The organism is Nibricoccus aquaticus, from assembly GCF_002310495.1.
In the GTDB taxonomy this organism is placed as follows: domain Bacteria; phylum Verrucomicrobiota; class Verrucomicrobiia; order Opitutales; family Opitutaceae; genus Nibricoccus; species Nibricoccus aquaticus.
The window spans coordinates 3415458-3432542 of record NZ_CP023344.1; the positions used below are offsets into that span (position 1 = coordinate 3415458).

16 protein-coding genes are annotated in these 17085 nt (G+C 63.2%); 6 read left to right on the forward strand and 10 right to left on the reverse strand.

Annotated features, from left to right (window positions below; all coding sequences use genetic code 11):
• The first annotated feature begins 68 nt into the window (after positions 1–68).
• From CMV30_RS13660 to CMV30_RS13680, 5 genes are all read left to right on the forward strand, one after another.
• Complete coding sequence (locus tag CMV30_RS13660) at positions 69–1328, forward strand: beta-ketoacyl-[acyl-carrier-protein] synthase family protein (RefSeq protein WP_096056557.1); 1260 nt, start codon at positions 69–71, stop codon at positions 1326–1328.
• Between the two features lie 7 nt (positions 1329–1335).
• Positions 1336–2178, forward strand: coding sequence for an SDR family NAD(P)-dependent oxidoreductase (locus CMV30_RS13665; RefSeq protein WP_096056558.1), 843 nt, complete (start codon positions 1336–1338; stop codon positions 2176–2178).
• A gap of 3 nt (positions 2179–2181) precedes the next feature.
• Positions 2182–3441, forward strand: coding sequence for a glycosyltransferase (locus tag CMV30_RS13670; protein ID WP_096056559.1), 1260 nt, complete (start codon positions 2182–2184; stop codon positions 3439–3441).
• A gap of 130 nt (positions 3442–3571) precedes the next feature.
• Entirely contained in the window at positions 3572–4786 is a 1215-nt protein-coding gene (locus tag CMV30_RS13675) for a glycosyltransferase (RefSeq protein ID WP_096057765.1), read from the forward strand.
• The gene (locus CMV30_RS13680) at positions 4783–5832 is read left to right on the forward strand and encodes a glycosyltransferase (protein ID WP_096056560.1); all 1050 of its coding nucleotides are present in this window, start codon (positions 4783–4785) and stop codon (positions 5830–5832) included. Before CMV30_RS13675 ends, CMV30_RS13680 begins: the two co-directional genes overlap by 4 nt.
• Here CMV30_RS13680 and CMV30_RS13685 read toward each other — a convergent pair.
• The gene (locus tag CMV30_RS13685; RefSeq protein WP_096056561.1) at positions 5821–6234 is read right to left on the reverse strand and encodes a hypothetical protein; all 414 of its coding nucleotides are present in this window, start codon (positions 6232–6234) and stop codon (positions 5821–5823) included. The genes CMV30_RS13680 and CMV30_RS13685 overlap by 12 nt on opposite strands.
• A 33-nt stretch (positions 6235–6267) precedes the next feature.
• A complete protein-coding gene (locus tag CMV30_RS13690; protein ID WP_096056562.1) occupies positions 6268–7464 on the reverse strand; it encodes an aminotransferase class I/II-fold pyridoxal phosphate-dependent enzyme in 1197 nt (398 codons plus the stop codon).
• Positions 7465–7713: 249 nt separating this feature from the next.
• Here CMV30_RS13690 and CMV30_RS13695 point away from each other — a divergent pair, with 249 nt between their 5' ends.
• Positions 7714–8496: a class I SAM-dependent methyltransferase gene (locus CMV30_RS13695; RefSeq protein WP_096056563.1), complete on the forward strand. Its 783-nt coding sequence runs from the start codon at positions 7714–7716 to the stop codon at positions 8494–8496.
• A gap of 167 nt (positions 8497–8663) precedes the next feature.
• Here the strand turns inward: CMV30_RS13695 and CMV30_RS13700 are convergent, their stop codons facing one another.
• The 8 genes from CMV30_RS13700 to cyoE form a co-directional block, all read right to left on the reverse strand.
• The gene (locus CMV30_RS13700; protein WP_096056564.1) at positions 8664–9833 is read right to left on the reverse strand and encodes a glycosyltransferase; all 1170 of its coding nucleotides are present in this window, start codon (positions 9831–9833) and stop codon (positions 8664–8666) included.
• Between the two features lie 5 nt (positions 9834–9838).
• Positions 9839–10639, reverse strand: coding sequence for a cytochrome c oxidase assembly protein (locus CMV30_RS13705; protein ID WP_096056565.1), 801 nt, complete (start codon positions 10637–10639; stop codon positions 9839–9841).
• A 245-nt stretch (positions 10640–10884) separates the two neighbouring features.
• Positions 10885–11268, reverse strand: a complete 384-nt coding sequence (locus CMV30_RS13710) for a cytochrome C oxidase subunit IV family protein (RefSeq protein ID WP_245844201.1) — start codon at positions 11266–11268, stop codon at positions 10885–10887.
• 3 nt (positions 11269–11271) lie between these two features.
• Positions 11272–12111 (reverse strand): cytochrome c oxidase subunit 3, encoded by an 840-nt coding sequence (locus tag CMV30_RS13715; protein ID WP_096056566.1) that lies wholly within the window; start codon positions 12109–12111, stop codon positions 11272–11274.
• A 56-nt stretch (positions 12112–12167) separates the two neighbouring features.
• Positions 12168–14120, reverse strand: coding sequence for a cytochrome c oxidase subunit I (gene ctaD, locus CMV30_RS13720; protein WP_096056567.1), 1953 nt, complete (start codon positions 14118–14120; stop codon positions 12168–12170).
• A gap of 66 nt (positions 14121–14186) precedes the next feature.
• Positions 14187–15464, reverse strand: a complete 1278-nt coding sequence (coxB, locus tag CMV30_RS13725) for a cytochrome c oxidase subunit II (protein WP_096056568.1) — start codon at positions 15462–15464, stop codon at positions 14187–14189.
• Between the two features lie 160 nt (positions 15465–15624).
• Positions 15625–16083, reverse strand: a complete 459-nt coding sequence (locus CMV30_RS13730; protein WP_096056569.1) for a DUF420 domain-containing protein — start codon at positions 16081–16083, stop codon at positions 15625–15627.
• A gap of 66 nt (positions 16084–16149) precedes the next feature.
• Positions 16150–17079 carry a heme o synthase gene (gene cyoE, locus CMV30_RS13735; protein WP_096056570.1) on the reverse strand — a complete coding sequence of 310 codons (930 nt, stop codon included), beginning with the start codon at positions 17077–17079 and terminating at the stop codon, positions 16150–16152.
• Positions 17080–17085 lie beyond the last annotated feature (6 nt).

Sequence of the window (17085 nt, forward strand, 5' to 3'; positions counted from 1 at the left end):
TATAGACTGTCAGAATCAGTTGCGACTGGCCTCCCCCGAGGCTGGCGTCACCTCTGACTTTTTGCCTCATGCCCAAAGTTTACCTGACCGGCCTCGGCTTCATCACCAGCATCGGCAACGACGTTGCCAGCGTGACGCGCAGTCTGCGCGAACTGCGGCATGGCATCGAGGTGTACGCGCCGTTTCAGAAGCCGGAGATTCCGGTGAAGGTCGCCGCGCCGGTGAAGGGTTTTCAGACGGACTCGTACGACTGCGAGGACTGGACGTATCCAGAACGTTACCGGGTGAAGCGCGAGATCCTGCGCGGGATGGGGCCGAATGCGTTCTACGCTTACTGCGCGATGCAGCAGGCGCTGGAGGACGCGAAGCTGAGCGAGGCGGACTGGTCCAACGACGACACTGGGCTTTATGCGGCATCGGGGGGCTCGCCTTCTCTGATGGGGCACATGATCCAGAAGATGCACGCGCAGGGAGTCATGCGCTGTTCGCCGCTGGGGATCGTCGCGGGCATCGCGGGCACGGTGAATTTCAACCTGGTGGCGCATTTCAAAATCAAGGGAGCCTCGACGGGCTTCTCGTCGGCGTGCGCGTCGTCGTCGCATGGGGCGGGTTTCGCGTACGATGAAATCGCGCTGGGGCGGCAGAAGCGGATGTTTGTCGTCGGTGCGGAGGATGGGAACGTGGACAGCATTTTGCCGTTTGCGGGTATGCGGGCGCTGTCGTTGCAGACCGATCCGGCGAAGGCGTCGCGACCGTTCGATGTGGCGCGTGATGGATTTGTGGGGACGGGCGGCGCGACTGTGCTGGTGCTGGAAAGCGAAGACGAAGTCGCGCGGCGTGGAGTGAAACCTTACTGCGAACTCGCGGGCTGGGGGCAGGCGTCGGACGGGCACAATGTGGCGATCTCGCATCCGGAGGGGTTGGGGATGCGCGCGGCGATGGAGCGGGCGCTGAAGGCGGCGAAGGTTTCGCCGGCGGAGGTGGATCACATCAATGCGCACGCGACCTCGACGCCGATCGGGGATTTGTCGGAGGCGAAGGCGCTGCGCGCGATCTTCGGGCCGTCGGGAGCGAAGCCGCTCGTGAGCAGTACGAAGGCGCTCACGGGGCACGGGCTGTCGCTGGCGGGTGCGATGGAGACGGGGTTTTGCGCGCTGGCGTTGCGCGAGGGGTTTATCCCGGGGTCGGCGCACATCACGCAGCTCGATCCGGCGTGCGCGGATCTTAACATACCGCTCGTGACGCAGGACAAGCAGGCGAACGTGGTACTCAATAACAGTAGCGGCTTTGGCGGGGCGAATGTCTGCCTCGTACTGAAGAAGGCCTGATCTCAACGTGGCCGCGAAAGAACTTTCCTCTCGTTATCGCCACGCGTTCATCACGGGCGCGTCGGGCGGGCTGGGGCTGGCGTTTGCGAAGATGTTGCTGGCGGAAGGTATTCGCGTGACGGGCACGGCGCGCGATGTGGCGCGGCTGGCGAGTCTGGCCAAGGACACGCGCTTCACGCCGCTGGCGCTCGATCTGGCGGACGCGCCAGGAGCGGAGCGGGCGTTTCGCGAGGCGGAGGTGGCGGCGGGTGAAGGCGGGTTCGATCTGGTGATCAATAACGCGGGGTATGGTTTGTTTGGTGCGTTTACGGAGGTGGATTTTTCGGTCTGGCAGGCGCAGGTCGATGCGTTGCTCAGTGCGACGGCGCGGCTTTCTCATGTCGGGCTGCGCTCGATGCTGCCACGAAAACGCGGGACGTTGGTGAACGTATCGTCGCTGGCGGTGGAGTTTCCGCTGCCGTTTATGAGCGGCTACAACATGGCGAAGGCGGCGCTGTCGGCGCTGAGCGAAAGTTTGATCTTTGAAACGCGGGGCACGGGCGTCACGGTGATCGACCTTCGTCCGGGAGACTATCGGACGGCTTTCAACCAGGCCATGCAGCCCACCGTTCATCTCAGTGCCAGCGATCCGCGTCTCGCGTCTGCTTGGCGGGAGCTGGAGTCGCATCTGGCGACGGCGCCACTGGCGGTCGCGGCGGCGCGGGATCTGCGGCGGGCGTTGATGCGCGGGCGTTCGGGGACGGTGAGGTCGGGATCATTTTTCCAGGCGCGGATCGCGCCCTTGTTTTCGCGGCTGGCTCCGGCCCGCGTGCGTCGTGCGATCATCGCGCGTTATCAAGGAGCCTCTTAAAGCGTGTCCAAACTCCGGATTCTCGTTCTCACCTCAAGCACGGGCGGCGGTCATGACGCGCGCGCGCAGGCTTTCGCGGAGTGGTGTTTCCAGCTGTACCGCCACGAGATCGATGTGCGCATCGAGCAGATGCTGGAGAAGTCGTCGTTCGTGAACCGGAGTGGAGTGAATTTCTACAACTGGATTCAGCGCAAGATGCCGATCCTGCACACGGCGTTTTATACGGTGGTCGAAGTGCTCAGCTTTTTGAACAAGCGCACGGTGACGCTTGGGCGCGGTTATTATCTGGAGGTCATCCAGGAGTACCGGCCGCATCTGGTGTTCAGCGTTCACGACTGTCTGAACCGCGGGTATTTTCAGCTCGCGCGAAAAATCCTCGGCGAGGGCAATGTGCGTTGCGCGACGTATTGCGGGGAGTTTTCCGGTGGCTGGGGTTATAGCTTCAACTGGATCGAGCCGACAGTGGATCTGTATTTTTCGCGCACGCCGACGGCGATGGATTATGCGGTGAAGCAAGGAATCCCGCGTGAGCGCGCGCGGGTGCGCGGGCATCTGATGTTGCCGCGCGCGCATCAAGAAGTGATGACGCGCGAGGAGCGCGAGGAGTACCGTGTGAAGAAACTCGGGCTGAGGCGTTCGCGGTTCACGGTTTTTCTGGCGACGGGAAGCAATGGCGCGAACAACCACTTCGACCTGTTGCCGACGCTGCTGCGCCATGCGGACAAGTGCCAAGTGATCATTATCTGCGGGCGCGATCAGCAGACGTTTAACGAACTCATTCACTGGCGGGCGAATCATCCGGAGCTGCCGTGCTACATTGAGGCGTACTCTGAGATCGTTCATCTGCTCATGCAGGCGAGCGACGCGATCGTGAGTCGTGGCGGGACGACCTCGTGCGCGAAGGCGCTGAATTTCCGGTGTCCGATCATCTTTAACGCATTTGGCGGGATCATGCCGCAGGAGTCGCTCACGTGGAAATTTTTCCGCAACGGTGCGGCATCGGAGAAGATCGCGAGCGCGGGGGATTTTGCGCGGTTGTTCGATCGCTGGATGGGCGAGCCGCAATCGTACGCGGAGTATCGGAGAAAATTTCTGGAGCTGCGCTATGACGAAGATCCGACGGTGCTCATCGACGAACTGGTGGGGCTGGCGTGGCAGGCGGGGGGCGGAACGTTGAACCGGCAGCCGTATCCGCCGCGCAGTGGCGGTGGCAATGGGAGCGGAGCGGCGGGTGAGTCGCATGATCCGCACGGGGTGAGTTGAACGGCCGCTCGCAAGTGAAGGCCGGTGCCGGTGGGATGTGAGAGCCGCGTCGCGGATACGAATCGCTCAACGCGCCGGGACGGCGCGTTCCACCTTGAAGGGCGGCGGTGGCGCGCCACGCTGGGTGGCCTTGTCACACGAGCGCCCCAGCATCGCCTATTTATTCACGCGGTTTCCTCACAGCACGGAGACGTTTCTCCAGCGCGAGATCGTGGCGATGAAACGGCTGGGTGTGGATCTGCGGCTGTATTCGATGTGGGGCGGAGGCGGGGATTTTCACGGGCTGCACGTGAAGGCGTTCAACAAGTGGCGGCTGCTGGAGTTGATCTGGATGATTCCGTGGGTGGCGGTGACGCGGTGGGATGTCTTTGGAGTTGTGTGGCGCGGGCTTTGGACGCGGCGCGCGCCGTCGTTCATCAATTTTGCGGAGAACATGCTCGGGGCGGGATTCGCGTGCGTGTTTTACCGGGCGTGGCGGAAAGATCCGCCGACGCATGTTCACGCGGCGTGGGGCGGGGCGCCGGCGACGGCGGCGTGGTGTCTGGCGCGGATGAACGGACTGCGGTTCAGCGCGGGGGCTCATGCGTATGACATTTATGAGCACGGTGGCGACTGGTGGCTGAACGAGAAACTGGCGGATGCGGTGTTCGTGCATACCTCGACAGAGATGGGGAAGGTGTCGCTGGTGGAGCGCGGTGTGACGGCGGAGAAGGTGCAGGTGATTCGGCGCGGGCTGGATAAATTTCCCGAGTGGAAGCCGCTGCGGGCGGGGCGTGCGGAGACGCTGCGGATCGTGTGCGTGGCGCGGCTCGTCGAGAAGAAGGGGCTGGATCATCAGCTGCGGATGTATGCGGCGCTGAAGGCGGCGGGTGTGGCGTTTGAGGCGCGGATCATCGGCGACGGACCGTTGCGGGAGCCGATGAAGGCGATGAGCGTGGAGCTGGGCGTGAGCGAGTGCGTGGCGTTTATGGGGCATCTGTCGCAGCCGGATGTGTGGGCGCAGCTGGCGTGGGCGGATGTGCTCGTGCACACGGGTGTGATCGCGCCGAGCGGGGATCGAGATGGGTTGCCGAATGTGATTCCGGAGGCGATGTCGGCGGGCGTGGCTGTGGTGACGTCGCCTGCGGCGGCTACAACGGAAGCGATTCACGACGGCGAAACGGGGTTGGCTGCGGAGGTGACGGATGTTGCGGCGTGGGTGGAAGCGTTGAGATTGCTGGCGACGGATGATCAAAAGGCGGAGCGGCTGCGGTGTGCGGCGCGGGAGTGGGTGGAGGAGAATTTCGATGCGCATAAGAACGCGGCGCGATTGCATGCGCTGTTTATGGAGGCGACGGCGCGATGATTTATTTCGACGTCACGAAGATGGGAGTGGCGAAGCATCGCTCGGGGTTGATGCGCGTGAGCGGGCGGTTGCGCGATGAGCTGGGTGCAGCGGTGAGCGAAGTGGTGTGGCGGGAGCGCGCGTGGTGGAGCACTGGGAAAGACGCGGCGCGCGTGGCGTTGAAGGCGGAGGATTGGGTGCTGACGGCAGAGTTGTTTTGCGAAACGGAGCGGCCGGGGTTCTGGGAGTTTTTGAGGGAGAAGCCGTGCCGGGTGGCGGCGACGTTTAACGATGCGATTCCGCTGAAACATCCGCACATCACGTGGCCGCAGAGTGTGGCGCGGCATCCGGAGTACATGAAGATGCTGGCGGCGTTTGATCGCGTGTTCGCGATTTCGGAGGCGAGCAAGGCGGAGCTGACGGAGTTCTGGCGGTGGCAGGGAGTCGAGCGATGCGCGGCGGTGGAGACGATTTCGCTCGGGGCGAATTTTTTGAAAGGGTCGAGGCCGCCGATGGAGGCGGTGCGGGTGGGCGCGGTGCCGTCGTTGATGACGGTGGGGATTTTGGAGCCGCGAAAGAATCAGGAATTTCTATTGGAGGTGTGCGAGGCGCTGTGGAGCGAAGGGGTGGGGTTTGAGCTGCACGTGGTGGGGCGGGTGAATCCGCATTTCGGGAAACCGGTCGTGGAGAAAATCGCGGAGTTGCGGAAGCGCGGGCGGCGCGTGACGCATCACGAAGGCGTGAGCGATGAGGTGTTGCTGAAACTTTATCGGGAGGCGCGCGCGACGATTTTTCCGACGATTGCGGAGGGCTGCGGGCTGCCGGTGCTGGAGTCGTTGTGGCTTGGGGTGCCGTGCGTGTGCAGCGATCTGCCGGTGCTGCGGGAGAACGCGGATGGCGGCGGATGCGTGGCGGTGGCACTGAACGATCAGGCGGCGTGGGTGAGCGCGCTGCGGCGGGTGATCACGGATGATGCGTGGTGCGCAAAGCTGCGCACGGAGGCGGCGGGGCGGGTGTTGCCGACGTGGGCGGAGGCGGCGGGGGCGCTGCGCAATCTATGTACTTAACGTCTCAATGATCACTTTGGCAGCGTAGTAGGACAGCGCCAAAACAACGATGGCGATGGCAATGCCGGACCAAGCGCTCCTATGCGTCGCAGTTTGACGGACATCTGCGGCGATTTTTTTTGGGAAATTTCTCCCGTACGCAAAAAACCAGATCATCACGAGAACCAGACCAAGCACAGGACCGAATGCCACCTGCGCAACTGGAGGGAGATCAAGCGGCACGAAGCTACAGCTTACGAGAATTGCGAACATCGCAGCGGCCCAAGCTACGCTCTTGATATATTCCTTCGGCTTGCCGGCCGCTCGATAGTTCAGGGATTGCAGAATAGGCGCCGAAAGCGGGCTAAGTAAAACCCCTGTCCCAATAACAACATTCACGGACCAAAACTTGGCGTTTTTCATTTTAGCCTAGGTGAGTGTGTTTCAGGTGGGCGCTCAGAGCTTTTTCACCGCGTAGGCCATGGCGTCTGCGATGCGGGCGAGATCTTCGTCGCTGTGGAGGGCGGAGATGGCGGTGCGGATCAGATCCTTGCCGGGCGGAACGGCGGGGGCGATGGACATGATGGTGAAGATGTTTTTTTCGAGGAGGGCCTGCCAGAAGCGGTAGGCGCGTTCTTTGGAGCCGAGCACGATCGGGACGGCGGGGGTTTCGCTTTCCCACGTGTCTAGGCCGAGGCTGTGGAGCATGGCGCGGTAGCGTTGCGCGTTTTTCTGCAGGCGCTCGTGGTGGTGCGGCTCGGTCTGGATGATATCGAGGGCGGTCGAGGCGCAGGCGGCCTGGGAGGGGCTGAGGGCGGCGCTGAAGATGGTGTGTTTCGAGTGGGTGCGGAGGTACTCAATGAGGTCGCGGGAGCCGGCGACGAAGCCGCCGGTGGAGGCGAGGGACTTCGACATGGAGGCGCAGAGGATATCGATCTCGGCGTTGAGGCCGAAGTGATCGATGGTGCCGCGGCCCTGGCGGCCGAGGACGCCGAAGCCGTGGGCGTCGTCGAGGACGGTGAAGCAGCCGAGGTCTTTGACGGCGGCGAGGAGCTCGGGGATTTTCGCGATGTGCCCTTCCATCGAATACACACCTTCGAGGACGAGCATCTTGGGGGCGTCGGGCGAGAGTGTGGCCGCGACTTCGCGTAGGTCGGCGACGCTGTTGTGGGAGAAGCGTTCGACGGTGGCGTGGGAGAGGCGGATGCCGTCCCAGAGGCAGGAGTGGAGGTTTTTATCGGCGAGGATAAGGTCGCCTTTCTGGGCGTAGGCGGCGACACCGGCCATGCAGGAGAGGTAACCGGCGGCGTGGACGTGGCAGGCTTCGCGGCCGAGGAAGGCGGCGAGTTTTTCTTCGAGCTCGATGTGGTAAGCGCGGGAGCCGTTGGCGGAGCGGGCGCCGGTGGGGCTGGCGCCCCATTGGAGCATGGCGGCGCGGCCGGCCTCGATGACCTTGGGGTGAAAGGAGAGGCCGAGGTAGTCGTTGCTCGCGAGCATGATCATGTCGCGGCCGTCGTGGCGGATGTGCGTGCCTTGCTGGGCGTCGATGGGGCGGTAGTACGGGTTGTACTTGAGGCGCATCTCCGTGGCGTGGTCGTCGCGGCAACGCGCGAGGATGGGCTTGGTGTTTTTGGAGAAGAACGGGAACGCCATGGGTGGCGGAAAATGGCGGGCGGGCGGGCGGATTGGCAAACGGAAAGCCGGGAGGCCGGGGGGGAGTGACGACGGATTTCGGAGGGTGAACCGCTCATAGAAAACGCCAACGGGGCGTTTTTAGGAGATGCGGCTGCGGCCATTGGCCTTCGCGTGCAGGCGGAGACGGCCAATGGCCGCAGTGGGGGCGATGGTTGATACTGGGCGCGGGGCTTGCGTCGGGCGGGGAGCGGTGGAGACAGTGCGTGGATGGACTCCGCAACAGCGCATGACCCCAAGGCTGGTGAGAAGACGTACTATGCGCAGCTCGGCGAGGGCGGGCGGAGGCACGCGAAGGCGAAGCCGTTTTCGGATGCGGATTGCGGGAAATATCTGTGCAACATGGGCGCGCTGTTGCTCATGTTGGAAGCGCCGGATGGGAAGAGGAGCTTGCTGGATTTTGGGTGCGGAACGGGGTGGACGTCGGTGTTTCTGGCGAAGGCAGGGTATGCGGTGACGGGGGTGGATATTTCGGAGGATGCGGTGCGGCTGGCGCGGGAGCTGGCGGCGGAGGAAGGCGTGGGCGGCGTGGAGTTTCTGGCGGCGGATTACGAGGGGTTCACGGCGTCGCGGGAGTATGACTACGTTTTATTTTATGACGCGTTGCACCACGCGGAAGACGAGCAGGCGGCGGTGAACGCGGCGTGGGGGGCGCTCAAGCCGGGCGGGGTGATGTTCGCGTTCGAGCCGGGCGCGGGGCACAGTGGGAGCGCGGGGGCGAAGCACGCGGTGGCGACGTTTGGCGTGCATGAGAAGGACATGCCGCCGGTGTATGTGTGGAAGCTGGGGAAGCGCGCGGGGTTCCGGCGGAAGCTTTTTTTGCCATTGCCGCATGAAGCGGGGCGGGCGGTTTACCGGAGGGATTTTTTGAAGATCGCCGGTGCGGGTGGGAGCGGCGCGAAGCTGTGGCTGGAGAAGGTGTGGGGGTATTTTCGCGCGGGGACGAAGGCGGGGCGGACAGGGAGGTCTGGGCTCGTCGTGATGTGGAAGTGAGCGCGGGCGCGGGAGCCGCGACTTTTTTCGGAGGGTTTAACCGCTAATGGAAAAACGCCGACGGGGCGTTTTTTTAGGAGGTGCGGCTGCGGCCAATGGCCTTCGCGGCCGGGCGGACACGGCCAAGGGCCGCAGTGGGGGGGCGGGCGGCGGGGACTTACTTGAGTTTATCTGTGGAGGGGCAGCGTGGGGAGCCAGGCGAGGAGGTCGCGGGCGTAATCGGGCCAGGTGCGGAAGGTGCGGGCGCGGGCCTGGGCGATGAGGGCGTCGCGGGCGGCGGAATCGGTCAGGAGTTTTTCGATACCGCTGGCGAGGCTCACGGAGTCGACACGGTCGAGGGTGAGGCAGCCGCCGTCGCGGGTGGATTCGCCGAGGGCGCCGTGGGCGGAGCAGAGGCAGGGTTTGCCGTGAGAGAGGGATTCGAGGACGGGGAGGCCGAAGCCTTCATAGAGCGACGGGTAAACGGTGAAGGCGCAGCGGGCGTAGGCGGCGTTGAGCGCAGCTTCGTCGACGGGGCCGTCGTAGCGGAGGGGGTGGCCGGCGGATTGGAGGACGCGGATTTTTTCGAGGGCAGCGCGGCCGGTTTGGGGTTGGGCGAGGCCGATGAGGTGGAGTTCGAAGCGGAGGCCGCGGGACCAGAGGGATTCGGCGGCGTCGAGGAGAGCGAGGTGGTTTTTGCGTCCTTCGATGCTGCCGACGGAGAGGACGACGGGGGGCTGATTTTCAGAGGGAGTGTCACGTAATATGTGACACTTTTCGAGGGCGAGGGGGAGGGCGGCGACGGGTGGGGGGGCGGTGAGGCCGAGCCAGCGCCAGTAGTCGAGGAGGGTCTGGCGGGAGTCTTCGGAGTTGGCGGCGATGCCGTCGAAGGCGAGGAGTTCGCGGAGGTAGGCAGGGAAGCGGGCGACGGTTTTTGACGGGGTGAGCTCGGGGAATTTGAGAGCGATGGCGTCGTGGAAGATGGCGATGCGCGGGCCGCGGACGCGGGCGAAAAGTGCGGGGAACGCGGAGGCGGTGGTGGCGGAGAAGATTTCCGGGACGATGAGCGCGGAGGCGGCGGGGAGTGCGGGTGGACGGAGGCCGAGGGTGCGCGCGGTGCGGCCGGCGAGGCGGGCGGGGAGGGGCCAGCGGGCGGAGCGTTTGGGGGACGGGGCGGTGCTGGCGAGGTTGGCGGTTTCCCACGGGGCGAGCGGGCGCCAGGTGTTGCGATGAGGATCGTGGGTGATCGCGGTGACGGCGGTGGAGGCGGCGAGCGCGGTGTGGAGGGAGCGGCAGACGCGTTGGACGCCGGTGCGGGCGTGGGTGTGGCTGGTGTGGCTGAGGTCGAGGAGAAGCATCCGTGTCAGGCGGTGCGGGAGGCGGGCTTGCCCTCGGTTTGCTGGTACCAGCGGTAGAAGGCGATGACGAGGGCGACGAAGGTGACGAAGAGTCCGCCGAGTTTCATGACGGAGGCGCCGAGGAGCTGGTCCTGGGCGGGGGAGAAGTTGTTGAAGAGGCGCGGGGCGTACTCGTAGGTCGGGTACAGGATGTTGTCGGCGAAGGCGAGGAAGGCGAAGAGCGGGGTCATGCCGATGGTGACGGCGAGCAGGTAGATCATCTGCGGGCCGTGGCCGAGGGGCGGGAATTCGCGGGAAGGGCTGAGGACGGGCCACCAGTAGAGGAGCGCGGTGGCGAAGAACATGACGTGTTCGAGGACGTGGATGAATTTATCCTGAAGGGCCCAATCGTAGAGGCCGGGGGCGTGCCAGATGGAGATGGTGAGGGTGTAGATCACGCCGCAGATGACCGGATGGGTAAGGATGCGCAGGAATGGGCGTAGTGATGGGCGGGCGGTGATGGGGGCGACGAGCCAGTGGGGGAGGCCGAGGAGGAAGAGGATGGCGGAGCCGTAGATGAGCAGCTGGTGCTGGATCATGTGGGCGGTGAGAAGGAAACGTTCGCCGATCTGGTCGAGAGGAGAACCGACGGCCAGGTAGAAGATGACGAGGGCGGCGTAGAAACGGACGGCGTGGGCAAGCGGGTAGGCTGCGCCGGGGGCGATGCGGGCGCGGAGAGGGCCGGTGAAAATCGCGTAGAGCCAGCCGAGGACGATGAGGCCGCCGACGAGGTAGGGTTCGTTATGCCAGTGGCGCCAGTCGATCATCGGAGGAGAAGAATCACGGATGTGCGGGAAGACGGAAGCGCGGAGATTGATTTAGAGCAGGAAAGACGAGGAAGGCGGATTTTTTAACCACTGATGGGCACTGAAAGACACTGATGGCGGAAAATCGGAGAGGAGGATGACCATAGGCTGAGAGGCGCTGAGTGTTTTCGATAAGCGGTGTCTGAAAACGGGCGCAAAAAAGGCGGCTCCAGATGAGGAGCCGCCTGGAAAGAGGTTGCGGAAAATCAGGCGAGAGCGCGAAGAGCGGCTTGGGCGGTTTCCAGCGGGAGGCTGGCCTCGGCGCTGAAGAGTTTCAGGAGGGCCCACATGGTGCCGCCAGCGAGGACGAGGCCGATGAAGAAGATGATCGTGCAAAAAAGTTTATCCCACTTCAGGTGCATGAAGTAGAAGATGACGAACATGAACTTCACCGTGGAGAGAACGACCAGTGAAGTGACGATGAGCCACTTCGTGAGCGGGAGGTAGATGAGGACGATTTCGACGCCGGTGATGACCGCGAGGAGCATCGCGATCTGGACGAAGATGTGGAATTTGCCCTCGCTGTGCGCATCGGCGTGGGCGTGCTCGTCGTGGTGAGGAGCGGGAGAATGGGCGGCGTGAGAGGCCATGGCTTAAAGGTATTCGAGGAGATAGACGGCTGTGAAGATCACGATCCAGACGATGTCCACGAAGTGCCAGTAAAGGCCCATCGACTCGACATCCATGGCGTTGGCTTCACCGAAATCGACAGGGCCTTCCTGGCGGCTGAGGAGCCAGAGGACGATGAGGCCGAGGATCGAGACACCGAATTCGACCGGGTGGTGGTGGAGAAAACCGCCGAAGCCGTCGCCGACCTGGATGGCGTGAACGAGGCCGAGCATGGAGGCCATGCTGGCGACGATGGTGACGCCCCAGACGATGAGGTGGAAAAAGCCTTTGATGAGCCAGGCGCGGCCCTGGTCGGCGTCGGCGGGTTTGAAGGAGCGGATGTACATGAGCACGAGCCAGAGGACGCCGATGGCGACGTGGCAGCCGTGGGTACCGGTGAGGACGTAGAAGGTGGAGCCGAAGATGCTGTTGGAGAGCGTGAGGCCCTTCTCGTGGACGAAGTGGGAGAACTCGTACACCTGGCACGCGAGGAAGATGAGGCCGAAGAAGATCGTGCCGATGAGGTTCTGGCGGGTGCTGCGGACCTGGCCTTTTTGCAGCGAGTTCACGGCGAGGGCCATGAGGAGCGACGACATCAGGAGGATGAAGGTCGAGAAGGACGTGAGCTCGATGCTGAAGATGCTCTTCACATCGGGCGATCCTGGCGGCGGGTGTAGCCGGTAGATCAGATGCGTGGAGATCAGCGTGCCGAAGAACATGCAGTCCGAGGCAAGGAAGGCCCACATGAAGAGCTTCTTGTTCGGAATACCGGTCGACGTGGTGTGGTCGTGGTGGTGATCGATTGGGCCGGCGTGGCTGCTCATATCGGAAGAGGTGTAAGCTGAGTAGGAAGTGTGAGGGAGTAAGCGTTGGTGTGGTCTTAGTGCTTACCGTAGCTGCCGGACTTGTCGTCGTCTTCGGAGGGATGGACGTGGTAACCGCCGGGGCCTTCGAGGGCCCAGAAGTAGATGCCGAGGAACATGACCGTGCCGCCGCAGATGGCGCCGACGAACTTGTGATTCACGAAGAACAGGCCGCCGATGAGCAGGCCGATGGCAGTCATCAGCGGGAACCAGGACTGGCTGGGCATGTGGACGCCGCCGTGAGCTTCGTCTTCCTTGGCGTGAGCGGACTTTTCCTTGGCGATCTCTTCCTTGTGGTGTTTTTCGTACCAGAAGGCGTCGCGGGCGTGGACGGTGGGGGTGACGGCGAAGTTGTATTCAGGCGGCGGGTTCGGGATCGACCATTCGAGGGTGCGGCCATCCCATGGATCGCGGCCGGCTTTTTCACCTTTGAAGTAGGTGTAGAGCATCACGGCGAAGTAGATGCCGATACCGCAAGCGAGGATGAAGGCACCGACGGTGGCGATGAAGTTGGCGTCGTTCCAGCCCATGTTGCCGTCGTACACGGCGGTCCGGCGGGGCATGCCGTTGAGGCCGAGGAAGTGCATCGGGAAGAAGGTGATGTTGAAGCCGGCGAAGATCACCCAGAAGGAGAGCTTGCCCCAGAATTCACCGATGCGGCGGCCGAAGATGAGCGGGAACCAGTAGTGGATGCCGGAGAGCAGGCCGAAGACGGCGCCGCCGATGAGCACGTAGTGGAAGTGGGCGACGACGAAGTAGGAGTCTTGCTGCTGGGCATCGGCGGGAGCGGCCGAGTGCATGATGCCGGAGAGACCGCCCATGAGGAACATCCAGACGAAGCCGAGGGCGAACATCATGGGAGTGCGCATCTGGAGGTGGCCGCCCCACATGGTGCCGATCCAGTTGAACATCTTAACACCCGTCGGGACAGCGATGGCCATCGTGGCGAGGGAGAAAGCGGCGGTGGCCATGGTGCCCATGCCGGTGGTGAACATGTGGTGGGACCAGACGCCGAAGCCGAGAAAGCCGATGGTAGCGCCCGAGAAGACGATGATCGGGTAACCGAAGAGAGGCTTGCGGGAAAAGGTCGGGAGGATTTCAGAGACGATGCCCATCGCTGGAAGGATGAGGATGTACACCTCGGGGTGACCGAAGACCCAGAACAAGTGTTGCCAGAGAATGGGGAGGCCGCCGTTGGAGACTTCAAAGAAGTTGGTGCCGAAGGAGCGGTCCATCATAAGCTCGACGAGCGCGATGGTGATGGCGGGGAAGGAGAGGATGATGAGGAACGCGGTGATGAGCGTCATCCACGTGAAGACCGGCAGGCGCATCATCGTCATGCCGGGGGCGCGCATGTTGATGATCGTGATGATGAAGTTCATCGAGCCGACGACCGAGGAGACGCCGAGGATCTGGAGGCCCATGACCCAGAGGTCGGTGGACATGTCGGCTTTAAATTGGTTGGAGAAGTCGGTGGAGGTGAGCGGGGCGTAGCCGAACCAGCCGGCGTCGGGGAGGCCGGATTTCACGAACCAACCGACGTTGAGAACAATAGCGCCAGCAAGGAAGACCCAGAAAGCGAAGCCGTTAAGCCGCGGGAAGGCGACGTCGCGAGCGCCGATCTGGAGCGGCATGATGTAATTAAAGAACGCGGCCGAGAGGGGCATGACGGCGAGGAAGATCATCGTCGTCGCGTGCATGGTGAACATCTCGTTGTAGAACTGATGCGAGATGAAGGTGTTGTTGGGCACCGCGAGCTGGATGCGGATGATCAACGCCTCGATACCGCCGACGAGGAAGAAGAGCAGTGCGGAGATGCCGTACATGATGCCGACACGTTTGTGGTCGACGGTGGTGAGCCAGCTGACGATGCCGGTCTTGGCGGTCGGGCGGGTGAAAATCCACGGGCGTTTTTCGACGGCGTGGCCGGCTTCTTTGCCGGTGAAATGACTTTGGGCGGCTGCGTCCATGATTGGGAAAGGTGTGGGCGAAAAGGGAGGCGAGGCGGGTGACCGGAAAAGGCGGAGCGGGGAGGCTTACTTGAGACTGTGGAGGTAGGCGACGAGGGCGCGGGCTTCGTCGTCGTTCACTGTGATGTTGTGGCCGGTGACGGTGTTGGTGTCGTGATCGACTTTCGCGTAGCCGTTCATGCCGCCGGTGAAGCCGCGGTACATCTTGTTGCCGGGTTTTACGCCGTTGGGATCGGTGAGCCAGCGATGAAGATTTTCAGGAGTGTTTTCGAGGAGGCCGCCGGCGATGGTGGTGCGGGAGCCGACGTGGGTGAGATCGGGGACGATCGGGTTGCCGGCAGCCGGCTGATCACCGCGGACGGCGTGGCAGCTGTTGCAAGTTTTGGCGGTGAAGATTGCCTTACCCTTGTTGACGAGCTCCAGCTCGGCGCTGCCTACCTCAGGGAGTTGCTGGGCGGTCCATGCTTTGAAAGGGTCGGCGTCGAATTTTTCGGACCAGCCGGGGGCGTTACGTTTGTTTTCGAGCGGTTTGTAGCTGGCGAATTGGATTTTCGCGTTCTCTGTGGTGACGGGTTTGCCGGGAAGTTTTTGGTGGGCTACCCAGGCGGCGAAATCAGCTTCGTTGAGGGCGATGACGCGGAAGCGCATGACGGCATGGGACTCGCCGCAGTACTCGGCGCACTGGCCCCAGAAGTAGCCGGGTTCGTCGGCTTTGAGCCAGAGGTGGTTGGCGCGGTTGGGCATCATGTCCACTTTACCGGCGAGCTTCGGGACCCAGAAGCTGTGGATGACGTCGAACGTGCGGAGGTTGACGCGGACGGCGCGGCCGGCGGGGATGACGAGCTCATTGGCGAGCGTGAGTGGAGCGTCGGCGACGAGTTCGCGGGGGTATTCAAACTTAAACCACCATTGGTAGCCGATGGCGTTCACCTCGTAGGCGGTGGCTTTTTCTTCCTCGGGTACGTCGTAGGTGTACCAGATGTGGTGGAGGGTGGGGATGGCGATGAAGACGAGGGCGATGACGGAGAGGGCGATGAGGCCGAGCTCGATGAGGGGGTTGCCGTGGCCTTGGGGTGGAACGGGTGCGTGTTCGTCGGCGTCGTTACGAGCTTTGAATTTGAGCGTCGCGTAAGTGAGGATGCCCGCGACGAGGACGAAGATGATGCCGGTGACCCAGAGTGTGACGTAGAAGACGTCGAGCTGGGCTTTGGCGACGGGGCCCTTGGTGTCGAAGGTGGATTGAGGGCCGGTGAGCCAGCCGCCGGTGATGAGCGGGAGGCAGGCAACAGCAAGGGCGGTCAGGCCGCGACGGGCGAAGGTGCGCAAAGTGGACGAGGCGATCATGTGTGTCAGCTAAAGCGATAAACGCGCCGGCAGTGGCGCGCACAGGTTGCGGGCGAGCGTTTTCAGCGTGGCATCTATTTCAAGTCCTAAAACGCCCCGGAGCGACAGTGTGTCTAATGCGAGCGATCAGATGGTTGTGCATTTATTGATCTTACCTCTGTCAGGAGCGGGTGGCGGGCCACCATTGGTAGAGGAAAAAATAAACGAGCACGCCGGTGACGGAGACGTAGTACCAGATGGGGAATGTCCACCGGGCCCAGGCGCGGTGGCGTTCGATCTGGCCTTTCAGGGCGAAGTAGAAGGTGCGGGGAACGAGATAGGCGATGGCGATGGCGAGGAGGATGTGAGAGATCAGCATCACGCGATAAATGGTTTTTATCGCGCCTTCGCCGCCGAATTCGGTGTGCAACGCCTCGCCGGGGCCGGCGGCCATGCCTTTGAGGACTTTGTGGCTCACATAACCAACGAGGAAGACGGCGGAGACGATGCCGGCGGATAACATGCTGGCGCGGTGCGCGGGGATGTTTTTCCGCATGATGAAGAAAAAGCCCGAGGTGAGGCAGATCGTAGCCAGGCCGTTGAGGGCGGCGTTAAGGGCGGGGATGTCGTGGATCGTCATGCGGATGCGTGGTCGGAGCCGGAAGCGGCTGAGCAGGAAGCGAGCGAAGCGGCGCGTGAGATGCGCTTAGAAAATCCAACGGTCGGCGACGAGGGCGGCGAGTTGGAGCGGGAGCCAGATGATGGAGGCGTAGAAGAGTTTGCGGGCGGTCTTTTCGCGGTCGGCCGGGCGGGTGAAGGCGATTGCCCGTACGATGAACCAAAGGCCGAGCACGAGGGTGACGGCGAGGTAGTAGTTACTCGTGAGACCGAGGAAGCTGGGCGCGGCGGTGACGGCGACGAGGACGAAGGTGTTGATGAGGGACCAGGCGGCGACCTTGCCGCCGGCGGCGTCGCGGACAGGGAGCATCGGGAAACGGACGGTGGCGTAATCGGCGCGGTAGATCCAGGCGATGGCCATGAAGTGCGGGATCTGCCAGAAGAGGAGAATGCCGAAGAGAATCCAGCCGAGGGCGTTTTCGCGGGTGCTGGAGGCTGCCCAGCCGATGAGCGGAGGGAATGCGCCGGCGACGGCGCCGATCTCGGTGGACCAGCGGGACCAGCGTTTGGCGGGGGTGTAGAACGCGAGGTAGCTGACGATGGTGGCGAGGGCGAAGAAGGCGGCGAGGCCGTCGACTTTGAAGAAGAGCATCCAGAGACCGGCGGCGCACATGGTCCAACCGAGGATGAAGGCGGAGCCGGTGGGGACTTTGCCGGACGGGATGGGGCGGTCGGCGGTGCGCTTCATGAGCGCATCGGTGTCGCTCTCCATCCATTGATTGAGGGCGGCGACGCCGCCGGCGCAGAGCGAGGTGCCGAGTAACAAGAACCAGAATACATGGGCGTCCCACGGCGGGGTGGTGGCGAAGTAGCCGACGAGGGTCGTGATGACCGACAACATACTCAGCCGTGGCTTGGTGAGCTCGAGGTAGTCGTGGAAGCGGGCTTTCTCCGTCTTGGGCGCGGGCGAAGCGGATGCCGATGCGGCGGGGGCGGGCGTGGAGAAATCGCGGCTCATGGGCGG